Raw genomic sequence first — 11307 nt, 5'->3', positions numbered from 1 at the left:
TTTCGGCCTGACGCAGGGGCCGGAAGTGCTCGGCGTCGTGAAGCAGAGCTTCGTCGCCGAGGTCACGAAGCAGGAGCTTCGTGACCAGAACAGCGGGAGGCAGTTGACGGACACTTCCTAAGCGCCCCGACCACCAGCTGCCGCTGGGCTGAGACTGTGATCAGCCGAGGGCGGCGCCGATATCGCCGGCCAAGCCGGCAGCACCATGGAGGAGATCCTCAACAGCTTCCGCCAGGTCGCCGGTCTGGTCAGCGAGATCACCAACGCCTCGCGCGAGCAGAGCTCGGGCATCGAGCAGGTCACCCAGGCCATCGCCCAGATGGACGAGGTCACCCAGCAGAACGCCGCACTGGTCGAAGAGGCCGCCGCCGCGGCCGAGAGCCTGGAAGACCAGACCCGGGTGCTGGCTCAGGCGGTCTCGGTCTTCAGGATGCCCAGCCACCGGCCTTCAGCCGCTGAGGTCCCGCCACCACCAGCGGCGGCCAAGGCAAGACCGCAGGCAGCGCCGATCAAGAAGTCCGTCGTCCAGATGCCGACCAAGGCGAGCCGCTCGAGCCTCAAGCGCGTCAGCGCGGTTCCAGCGGCCGGCGACGACGATGAATGGGAGGAGTTCTAGCCGGAGGCCGGCTGGCAGCGATCCGACAGGCGAGCGCGGCTGCCCGCGCAGTCCGCGGCCGCGAAGAGCCCGGCAACGGCATCGACCGTCGCCTGGATGATCGCCTCGCGCGCGGCCGCAGGGTCGGACGTCCCTGCCGGACAGACCAGACGACACAGCCAATCCGTCTCGGATTCGAAGGCGCAATGGCCGGCCCCGGGAAAGCGCCGGACGACGGCATTGGGCGTCGCGGCATAGACGGCCAAGCCGTTATTGCCGGCATTGCAGGGAGATGGCTCGCCCACCAGGGCGACCAGGGGCGTCTGAAGTCGCTCCGCCATCAGGACACCGAGCCCCTGGGCGTCGACCAGATCCAGAGCAACGACACCCAGGCTGCGCGGATCGTTCCGCCCGGCCACCAGGGCCGCCAGGGCGCCGGCGGAGAATCCGACGTAGACCAGGCGACGCCCACCCTCGGCCCGCGCCAGCGCCCTCATTGCCATGCCGTTGCGGAAGTGATTGCCGGCGAGGCGGCCGTCCGCGCAGAAATCCAAGGTCAGCGCCGTCACGCCCGATGCGGCCAAGGCCTGCGCCAGCCCAGCCATGCGCGCCTGGCTGCGCAGGAAGCCATGGGCGACCACGACCACATCTCCAGGTCGCGCGCGTGCAGACGAATAGCGGCTGTAGTGGATCAGGCATCCGGAGTCTGGGGAAAAGCGCGCGCGCCGGACGCTGAGCGCGGCGCCGTCGGCCCGCTGCGGCACCGCCTGGGCCGCGGGCGAAGACATCTGGCGCAAGGACTCGGCGCCGCCGCCAGCGCAGCCCGAGAGCAACAGACAAGCGGCCAAGACCGCTGTAAACTTCCATTGACAAGCCGCCGTCAAGCAAGCCTGACAGTCCTTTGACTTCATGGGGATCGACCGCCATTTGCATGGGAGAGCTTGGCTGGCCTGCATGCGTGGCCTATCGCACGGCGTGCCGATCGCCCGGCAAGACTATCTCCCGTCATTTTTTTTGAGCGCAGGGTCTGGAGCTTCCAGCTCGGTGAAGCGTCTAAGGGTGCCAGATCGAGCAAGGGTGCCAGATCAAGCACGCGGCCCACAGCCAAGGCCGCCAGACCCGACTGCTATGAGGTAATCGCACATGGACTCTGCAATCTCGTCCGACACCAGCAAGGCCATGGCCCGCAGCTCGCTGCCCAGCGCCATCGACGCCAGCCGCCACGACCTTCATACCCAGCAGGGAGGGCGGATTCACTATTACGCGGATACCGCCGTCGCCGGCCGGCCCGTGGTCCTGATCCACAGCATCAACGCCGCGCCCAGCGCCCATGAGATGAAGCCGCTCTTCGAGCACTTCCGCACCAAGCGTCCCGTCTACGCGCTGGATCTGCCCGGCTTTGGCCACTCGGACCGCAGCAAGCGGCGCTACTCCCCCGAGCTTTTCGCCTCCACCATTGCGGAATTCCTCGAGACCGTCGTCAAGGAGCCCGCGGATCTGGTCGCCTACTCGCTGGGCTGCGAATTCTCCGCGTCGGCGACGCTCGCCAAGCCCGAGGGCGTCACCTCACTGGTGATGCTCTCCCCCACCGGCTTCAATATCCGCGGCCTGCCGACCGGCGCCGCCGCCGAGCGCGCCTACAAGTTCCTGAGCGTGCCCCTGATGAACGACGGTCTCTACGGCCTGCTGACCACACGGCCGAGTATCCGATTCTTCTACAATCAGGCCTTCGTCGGCGACACACCGCGCGAGCTGATCGACTATGCCCACGCCACCACCCATCAGCCGGGCGCCAAGCATGCCCCACTCTATTTCCTCTCGGGCCAGCTGTTCACGCCCAAAGCCGGTGACAGCCTCTACGACAAGGTGACTCAGCCGGTCTTGGTGCTCTATGACAAGGATCCGAACATCGACTTCCACGAGCTGCCGGACTTCCTGAGCCGCCACGCGAACTGGCGCGCGGAGCGTATCGCCCCCACGCTCGGGATGCCGCAGTGGGAAAAGCCCGCCGAAACGGCCCAGGCAATCGAGCGTTTTTGGGACTCGCTCGGTTAGAATCCCGGCCATTGCACTGAGCCGGCCGCATCGCGACGGCGGCGTCACCCAGTGACGCCGCCGCGCGGCCTTCGACGCCCCGTCCAAGCCATCCGAACATGCTTCAACAGCTCCAAGCCCTTGAGCAGCTCAAGGCACGTCTCCGCGAAACCATCAGCAGCCTTGCCTTGGGGCCGGGGCCGGGATACGCCTCCCTGATCCTCGAGCTGCCGCATGGCCTAACGGCCGCTCCGGACATCGCGGGTCCAAGGTTTCAGTTCCTGCACGCGCATCGCGGAGACCTGCGGGTCGGCTACGGCATTGCCGGGGAGTGGCGCGCCGAGGGGCCGCAGCGGCTCGAGATCCTCAGAGGACAGGCCAGGGCCGTCGCGGCTCAGTGGCAGCAGTCCGACCCCGACGAAACAGGCTTCACCGGATTCGGGCTGCTGGGATTCGCCGCCTCGCCGAGCCCCAAGCCGGACAGCAGGGCCGGAGACCTCCCAAACGCCGTCTTCTGGCTGCCGGAGCTTGCCCTGGCAGCGCACGGCGGCCAAGCCGCCCTTATCCTGACGACGGCCGTCAAGGCCGACCGGCAATGGCTCCTCGGGCATTGGGAGGCCTGGCTGGAGCGCGTCGTGCCGCTCCTCGACGCCCCGGCCCTGGACCCGCTCACCCCCGCCCACCTCGACCCTGGCGACAGCGAGCCAGGTCCGGAGGATTGGCGCGAGCTGGTCTTCTCCGCCCTCGACGAGATCGATGAAGACAGGCTCGAGAAGGTCGTCCTCTGCCGGCGGCTGCGCCTGCAGGGGCACCGCCGCTTCGACCTGACGCGACTCTCCGCGGCGCTCAGCTATCTCTTCCCGTCCTGCCAGGTCGTGAGCATCCGCAGAGACCAGGACAACTTCGTCGCCGCCACCCCAGAGCGGCTCTTCACCCAGCACCGCGACCGCATCGAGGCGGACGCCATCGCGGGAACGGCCTGCCGGGCGGAGGATTCGGAGCTCGACGCCCAGATCACGGCCGGACTCCAGTCCTGCGAGAAGAACCTGCGCGAGCACCGCGTGGTGGCCGAAGCGGTCAGCGCGGCCCTCAGCCACTGCTGCAGGCACCTCGACCCGCCGGACGGCCCGCGCATCCTCCAGCTCAACAACGCGCAGCACCTGTGGAGCCTGGTGCGCGGTGAGCTGAAGCCAGGCGTCGATGTCTTCGAGCTGGCCGAGCGGCTCCACCCGACACCAGCGACCAACGGCCAGCCACGCCGCGAGGCGCGCGCCTGGCTGCGCGAGAACGAGCCCATCGAGCGCGGCTGGTACACGGGCGCGGCCGGCATCGTCGCGCCCGACCTCACCGGCGAGCTCTGGGTGCTGCTGCGCTGCGCCCGCATTCAAGACCGCATGGCCGAGCTCTACGCCGGAGCGGGCATCGTCGCCGGCTCCGACCCCGCGAGCGAGTGGGAAGAGACGGAGCACAAGCTCGCGGCCATGTCGACCGCCCTGCAGTTCGCCTGACCCCTGGATGTCGTCCCAGCAGCGCCAGGCGTGCGTCAACCTGCAGTGGTCGCTCGCCCTGATGGACGGCCTGATCGCCGGCGGGATGCGCCGGCTCGTCATCTCCCCAGGCTCCCGCTCCACCCCGCTCGTGCTGGCCGCTCAAAGACGCCCCGAGCTGGAGCTGACGGCCATCCTGGACGAGCGCAGCGCCGCCTTCTTCGCGCTCGGCCTTGCGCGTGCATCGGATAGACCGGTCGGCATCCTCTGCACCTCGGGAAGCGCCCCGGCACACTGGCTGCCGGCCGTGATCGAGGCGTCCGAGTCGGAGATCCCGCTGATCCTGCTCTCCGCCGACCGCCCGCCCGAGCTCAGGGGCTGGGGGGCGAATCAGACCGTCGACCAAAACCGGCTGTTCGGCAGCTACGTCAGGGAATTCCACGATCCCGGCCCAGCCGAGGACGCCCCGGCCGCGCTCAAGATGATGCGCGCCCTCGGCCTGCGCGCGGCCAGCATGAGCCTGGCGACGCCCACGGGACCTGTGCACCTGAACCTCCCCTTCCGCGAGCCCCTGGTGCCGGATGCGGACTGTCCGGGCTTCGCGCTCGCGGAGCCCGAGACAACAGCAGGCCCAGAGGCCCAGCAAGGGCCCGCTAGGCGCCCCTGCGCGACACAGACGCTCGCCGGCCGAGGCGCGCCAACCCCAACAGACCTGCCACTGGGAGCCGGCAAGGGCCTCATCTGCTGCGGACCTGGCGCCTGGTCCGCAGCAAGCGCCGACGCCCTCTGGGCGCTGGCCGCGCGACTGGACGTCCCTGTGCTCTGCGACCCCTTGAGCGGCCTGCGCTTCGGCCCCGCCGGGCCTGGCCGCATCACCAGATACGACGGCTTCTTGCGCAACGCGCGGATCGCGGCCGAGCTGAGGCCGGACTGGGTGATCCGATTCGGTCGCGCCCCGGTCTCCAAGACGCTGCTCGGCTGGCTCGCGGACATCCCGACCCTGCTGGTCGATCCCGGCGGGCGCTGGAGCGACCCCAATCACGACGTCCGCTGGCAGCTTCACAGCGACGCACAGACATTCTGCCGTAGCCTCCTGGCGACAGACCTCGGATCTGCAGCGGCCGCAGCCGCGCATGCGGACTGGGCGCCGCGCTGGACGCGTCTGGAAGGGCAGGTCGACCGACTCGCCAGCCAGCACCTCGACGAGGCCCCCTGGTGCGAGGCACACATCATCAGCGACCTCTTGGAGCTGCTCCCCGCGGACGAGGGCCTGCTGTGCGCCAATTCGATGCCGATCCGCCAGGTCGACACCTGGTCCGGCGGCCGTGACAAGGGGCTCCAGGTCTTCGGCAATCGCGGGGCCAGCGGCATCGATGGCCAGACCTCGACCCTGGCGGGATTGAACGCCGGCGGCATCCCCACGACGGCGCTGCTCGGCGACCTCTCCTTCCTGCACGACCTGAGCGGCCTGCACCTCCTGCGCGCGCTCGAGCGCCCCTGCATCGTCATCAACAACGGCGGCGGCCGCATCTTCGACTACCTCCCCCAGCATGGCCTGTCCGGCTTCGAGCAGCTTTGGCGGACCCCCATGGCGATCGCGCTGAAGCGCCTGGCGGAGCCCTTCGGCTTGGAGCACCGACTGGCTGCCGACCGGGATGCGCTGCGCAAGGTGATGCAGGAGGTCCTGACCACCTCTGGGCCAGGGCCGAGCGGCTGCGTGATCGAAGTGATCGTCGACGCCGAGGTCAGCCGCGCGGCGCATCGGCAATTCTGGCACCGCCTGGCGTCGAGCCGCCTGGATTGAGGGCCCACATGCGCCCGTGCACCAATGCCGGGCCAGGCTGTAAAATCCCGGGCTTGCCTTGGCCAGCCCGGCCTGTGCGGCGCGCCGGCGCCGAATCGCCGCCCCCTGCTTGCGAGCCAAGCACGGGGCGCACCCGACGGAATCGCCGGCCTTGATCGTCAGTTGGACCTGTAGGGTGGACGAGCGAGAGAGACTGTGAAGAAATTCTGCGTAGGTTGGGCTGAGGTACGAAGCCCAACATGGCGGCTAGCCTAACGCTTTGATTGTTGGGCCTCCTGCGTCGGCCCAACCTACACCAATCTGCGATCTTCGCGGTGCGCTTGGATGACTCTCACAGTCTCGAGAGCGAAGTCCACCGAATCCCGCGCCCGCGTTGGTGGACTGCGCTGCGCCTGTCCACCCGACTGCGGGACGCCGGGCCAATCGATGATCGACGCCGAATCGCCCGACCGGATTCGAGCCCACGAGCCCAGATTCACCCTTCGCCATTCACCGAGAGATCACGCTGGAGTCATCACCCATGCAGCACAGTGAGGAGCGGCCCGAAGCCGAGCACCAGCCCATCCTTTGGGAAACGCCCGCCGATTGCGCCTACGGGGACATCCTCTATCAGCACGCCGAGCACATCGCCAAGATCACCATCAATCGGCCCGAGGTGCGCAACGCCTTCCGTCCCCAGACGGTGCGTGAGCTCATCGATGCCTTCCACCGCGCGCACATGGACCCGGAGATCGGCGTCATCATCCTCACGGGTGCCGGCGATCTGGCGTTCTGCTCGGGCGGCGACCAGCGCATCCGTGGCGACGGGGGCTATAAGGACGAGGCCGGCGTCGAGCACCTCAACGTGCTCGAGCTGCAGCGCCAGATCCGCACCCTGCCCAAGCCCGTGGTCGCCATGGTCGCCGGTTATGCCATTGGGGGAGGCCATGTGCTGCACCTCATCTGCGACCTCAGCATCGCCGCCGACAATGCCCGCTTCGGTCAGACCGGCCCCAAGGTCGGCAGCTTCGACGGCGGCTTCGGGGCCGGGCTCATGGCCCGCACCGTCGGGCTCAAGAAGGCCAAGGAAATCTGGCTTCTCTGCCGCCAGTACGATGCGCAAGAGGCGCTCGACATGGGCTTGGTCAACACCGTGGTGCCGCTCGCCGAGCTGGAGGCGGTCACCGTCGATTGGTGCCGACAGATGAACCGGCTCTCGCCGACCGCCTTGCGCGTGCTCAAGTCCGCCTTCAATGCGGACACGGACGGGCTGGCAGGCATCCAGGAGCTGGCCGGCAACGCCACCGCCCTCTTCTACACCACGGCCGAGGGACAAGAGGGACGCAACGCCTTCCTGGAAAAGCGCGCGCCGGATTTCCACAGGTTCCCGCGCCGCCCTTGAGCCTCGCCGCGCACCGCCGCTCGCCGACCGGATCCGGCCCAACCTCAAATGGACAGGATTAACAGGATGTTGCAGGATGCGGTGAAGAACGCGCGAGCAGCGGCCCGCAGCCAAACTGTCCAGGGTGCTGGCCCGAAGCGCGGCAAGCCCTTTCCCATTCACCGAGATCCGCGACCGTCCCTAGCATGACCGAAGCCCAAGAGATCACCATGCCCGAGTCCATTCCCGGGACTCCAACACTGGTCGCGCGCTGGGTCGCGGCGGCTCGTCCCAAGACGCTGCCGCTGACGCTGACCCCGGTGGTCGCGGGGATCGCCCTCGCACTCGCCGAGACAGGCAGGCTCTCGATTTGGGCCGCGCTCTTCACCCTGATCGCGGCGGTCGCCATCCAGATCGGGACCAATCTCCACAATGACGCGGCGGACTTCGAGCGCGGCACGGACACGGAAGATCGGGTGGGGCCGCCGCGCGCGACGGCGCAAGGCTGGCTGACGGCGCGGCAAGTGAAGCTGGCCGCGCATCTCATGTTCGGGCTCGCCTTCGTGCTCGGACTCGCCCTGCTGACACGGGGCGGCCTGCCCATCCTGGCCGTGGGGCTGGCTTCGCTCGCCGCCGGCTATGCCTACACCAGCGGCCCGCGCCCCATCGCCTATGGCCCCTTCGGCGAGCTCTATGTGCTGGCCTTCTTCGGGCTGGCCGCCGTCGGCGGGACCTATTACCTGCAGACGCTGAGCTTTGGCTGGACGCCCCTGCTGGTCGGCCTTGCCCTGGGGCTGCCGGCCGCGGCCGTGCTGCTGATCAACAACTACCGGGATCTGGAGACGGACGAGGCCGCCGGCCGCGCGACGCTCTGCCACTACCTTGGCCGTCCGCGCGCCCGTTACCTCTACAGCCTGCTGCTGATCGCGCCCGTCGCCATCCTGATGCTGACAGACCTGCCGGGCGCAAGCTGGCCACCGCTGGCCGCACTGCCGGCCGCCGGCCTGCTCAGTGCTCGGCTCTTTCGCGGCGCGCTCGGTATGGCACTCAATGAGCAACTGGCGCGAACCGCTCAGTACCAGGCCCTACTGGTCGCCTTGATGATCCTGGGCTTCATCTTCCACGGCCCCACTGTCCAGCCGGCACCATGAGCGAGCGACTCCTCATCCATCCCTACGACCTCCCCCTCCGACGTCCCTGGGAGAGCGCCAAGGGCCGCTTCGCCCGGCGTTACGGATTCATGGTGCAGGTGCGCTCGGAGACCTTCTCCGGCTTCGGCGACTGCGCCCCCCTCCCGGACGCCGGCACCGAGGAGCTGGAGCAGGCGGAGCAGCAGCTGCCCGAGCTGCAAGAGCGACTCAGGGGCACCAAGCCGGAGAGCATGATGGAGGAGATCGGCTCGGACCTGGACGCCTTCCCCGCCACGCGCTTCGCGCTCGAGTGCGCCCTGCTCGATCTGATCGGCAAGCGCGCCCGGGTGTCGCTCCGCCGCTATCTCTCGACCACGGCGCGGGATCGCCTCCCCGTCAACATCGCCGCCGGCCCGCTCGCGTCGGTGACCGCCGAGACGATTCGGGGATACTACGAGCAAGGCTTCCGCGTCCTGAAGATCAAGGTCGGCATCGAGGAGCCAGAGACCGAGCTGGAGCGGCTGATGGACCTGTTCCAGCTGATCCCGCCAGATGTCGGCCTCAGGCTCGACGCCAATGGCGCCTGGAGCTTCGACCAGGCCAAGACGGTGGTCGACAGGCTCGCCCGCTTGCCGATCGAGTCGCTGGAGGAGCCCCTGCGCGACCCTACCTCGGAGCAGCTCGCCGAGCTCCAGTCCGGCACCCCCTTCCCGATCGCGCGCGACGAGTCCCTGCGGAGGCAGCTAGACACGGAGACCGACATGGCGAGCCTAGGCGTGCGGCGCCTGATCCTCAAGCCAGCCGTCATCGGCGGACTGAGACGCACCCTGGACGTCGCGCGCGCGGCCACGGACGCGGGCATGGAGGTCGTCATCACCAGCCTGATCGAGACCGCCGCCGGACTCTGGCCGACGGCCCAGCTCGCCGCCGCGACGCGCAGCTCCATCCCGCACGGGCTATCGACCTCCTACTGGCTCGCTCAGGACCTCGGCTCGGCGCCGACACTGAAGGACGGCTTCATCCAGCTGCCCCTGTCCGCCGGCTCCGGGTTCGCCCCGATGCCCGACGCCAAGCCTGAGCTTTGAGCAAGGCAACGCCCCCGGGCAAGAAGCCGCCCCGCCGCGCAGAGGAAGACCCCCGCTCCCCCTAGCATGAAGCTTCCGCTCGATCCCAGCCTTTGGTCGTCCGTGCGCCTGGTGCTCCACGTCGCCTTCTTTCTCGCCGTCTTCTATCTGCTCAAGGAGCTGGTCGGACTGCGCGACCTGGCACGCCTGCGCCATCTGCCCAAGCCCAAGGGCCGCTTTCGCGTCGCCCTCATCCTGCTGGGTCTGCTCTTCGGCGGACTCCTCATCTACCAGGCGACCTGGCAGCTCACCGGCGTCTACCGGCCGCAATTCATCAGCTTCATGCAGCTGCACGACCGCCGGGACTTCAATCCGGCACACTGGATCCAGCGCGGTCGTCTCCTGGACCGCAATGGGGAGGCGCTGGCCTATACGCGGGAGCGCAATGGACAAGTCCAGCGGGTCTACCCGGACGGCCCCGTCTTCGCGCCCGTGGTCGGCTACACTCAGCCCAAATTCGGCGCGACTGGCATGGAAGCCGTCGCCAGCGTCCACCTCAACGGCGGCGAGCCGACCAGCCTGGACGACTGGGGCGAGCTGGGCCGCCAGATCGTCGCGCGCGACAAGCGCCCCAAGGGCAAGGACCTGGTGCTGACCCTGGATGCCGGCCTGCAGCGCCTGGCGGTCGAGCGTCTGCAGGGCCGTCGCGGCGCCGTGGTCCTGCTCAGCCCCCAGGACGGCGCGGTGCGGGTGCTCGCGAGCCAGCCTGCCTACGACCCCAACCGCATCGATTCATCGCTCTTTCTGCAGCAGGATCCGACCGCCCCTCTGCTCAACCGCGCGACCCAGGGGCTCTACCCGCCCGGCTCGACCTTCAAGATCGCCGTCGCGGCCATGGCGCTCGAGCGCGGCTTCCGGGGGACGCTGGACTGCCCGGCGAACGGCTTCACAACCTCCTCCGGCTATCGCCGGATTCGCGATCACGAGTACTACAGCGCGCGGCGGCGCGGCAAGACCTGGCGCGGCTATGGCCGCATCGGACTCGCCAAGGCCTTCAGCAGGTCGTCCAACGTCTTCTTCGCCCAGCTTGGCGTCCGCTATGGCCACGACACCTTCTACGCCATGACCGACCGGATGCTGATGAATCGTACCCTCGTCCTGCACGAGACAGCCTATGGGCGCTTCGGCATGCGTACCGGAGAGCTGGGCCGGATCCCGGATTCGGACAAGTACGGGCTGGCACAGCTCTCCATCGGGCAGGGACGCCTCCTCGTCACCCCGGCCTACATGGCACTGATGGCCGCAGCGGTCGCCAATCAAGGCGTCGCCGTCCGCCCGCGCCTGATCGACGCGGCGCCAAGCGCGGCGCTCGGCCGCTTCATGTCCGCCGAGACGGCCCGCCAGCTCAGCGCCATGATGCGCCAGGTCGTCACCCAGGGGACCGCACGCGGCATCGACGACCCGCGGCTGGCCATCGCCGGCAAGACAGGCACCGCGGAGAACCCCCAGGGCGACCCGCATAGCTGGCTCGTCGGCTTCGCGCCGGCCGAGCGCCCCCAGCTCGCCGTGGCCGTGCTGGTGGAGCAAGGTGGCTATGGCTCGACAGTGGCGGCACCCATCGCGCACGACCTGCTCGTCCGCGCCCAGGAGATCGGACTCATTCGATGAGCGGCCAGCTTCCAGCCTCCAGCAGCCAGCCACTCGGAGCCCGCGATCCGGGCGCCGATCGAGGCTCATCGACGTCCAGCGACAGGGCTCGCGAGGGCGCATGTCTCGGTCGAGCGACGGCTACGCCTAGCTACTTGCTGCCGCCAGGCGCTTCGCATCCCCGGC

General features: G+C 68.8%; 9 protein-coding genes. 8 read left to right on the top strand and 1 reads right to left on the bottom strand.

The features are described 5' to 3' along the window. Positions 1-205 precede the first annotated feature (205 nt). Positions 206-616, top strand: coding sequence for a hypothetical protein (locus tag G3446_RS19455; RefSeq protein ID WP_425338414.1), 411 nt, complete (start codon positions 206-208; stop codon positions 614-616). On the opposite strand, the gene G3446_RS19450 is transcribed toward G3446_RS19455, so the two are convergent. After that, positions 613-1383: an alpha/beta hydrolase gene (locus G3446_RS19450; RefSeq protein ID WP_164454533.1), complete on the bottom strand. Its 771-nt coding sequence runs from the start codon at positions 1381-1383 to the stop codon at positions 613-615. The genes G3446_RS19455 and G3446_RS19450 overlap by 4 nt on opposite strands. Positions 1384-1738: 355 nt before the next feature. On the opposite strand from G3446_RS19450, the gene G3446_RS19445 reads away from it, so the two are divergent. From G3446_RS19445 to G3446_RS19415, 7 genes are all read left to right on the top strand, one after another. Further along, positions 1739-2650 carry an alpha/beta fold hydrolase gene (locus G3446_RS19445; RefSeq protein ID WP_164454531.1) on the top strand — a complete coding sequence of 304 codons (912 nt, stop codon included), beginning with the start codon at positions 1739-1741 and terminating at the stop codon, positions 2648-2650. A gap of 98 nt (positions 2651-2748) precedes the next feature. Further along, positions 2749-4137, top strand: a complete 1389-nt coding sequence (locus G3446_RS19440) for an isochorismate synthase (protein WP_164454529.1) — start codon at positions 2749-2751, stop codon at positions 4135-4137. A 7-nt stretch (positions 4138-4144) separates the two neighbouring features. Then, positions 4145-5920 carry a 2-succinyl-5-enolpyruvyl-6-hydroxy-3-cyclohexene-1-carboxylic-acid synthase gene (menD, locus tag G3446_RS19435; RefSeq protein WP_164454527.1) on the top strand — a complete coding sequence of 592 codons (1776 nt, stop codon included), beginning with the start codon at positions 4145-4147 and terminating at the stop codon, positions 5918-5920. A 520-nt stretch (positions 5921-6440) separates the two neighbouring features. Continuing rightward, positions 6441-7301, top strand: coding sequence for a 1,4-dihydroxy-2-naphthoyl-CoA synthase (gene menB / locus G3446_RS19430; RefSeq protein ID WP_164454526.1), 861 nt, complete (start codon positions 6441-6443; stop codon positions 7299-7301). A gap of 209 nt (positions 7302-7510) precedes the next feature. Then, on the top strand, positions 7511-8431 hold the full coding sequence (gene menA / locus G3446_RS19425) for a 1,4-dihydroxy-2-naphthoate octaprenyltransferase (protein ID WP_164454535.1): 921 nt from the start codon (positions 7511-7513) through the stop codon (positions 8429-8431). Continuing rightward, on the top strand, positions 8428-9495 hold the full coding sequence (gene menC / locus G3446_RS19420) for an o-succinylbenzoate synthase (RefSeq protein WP_164454524.1): 1068 nt from the start codon (positions 8428-8430) through the stop codon (positions 9493-9495). Before menA ends, menC begins: the two co-directional genes overlap by 4 nt. A 66-nt stretch (positions 9496-9561) precedes the next feature. Then, on the top strand, positions 9562-11142 hold the full coding sequence (locus tag G3446_RS19415; protein WP_164454522.1) for a peptidoglycan D,D-transpeptidase FtsI family protein: 1581 nt from the start codon (positions 9562-9564) through the stop codon (positions 11140-11142). Positions 11143-11307: the final 165 nt, after the last annotated feature.

It is taken from the genome of Thiorhodococcus minor (assembly GCF_010820565.1).
GTDB classification, from domain to species: Bacteria; Pseudomonadota; Gammaproteobacteria; order Chromatiales; family Chromatiaceae; genus Thiorhodococcus; species Thiorhodococcus minor.
This window is presented reverse-complemented; position numbering and strand designations above follow the sequence as displayed.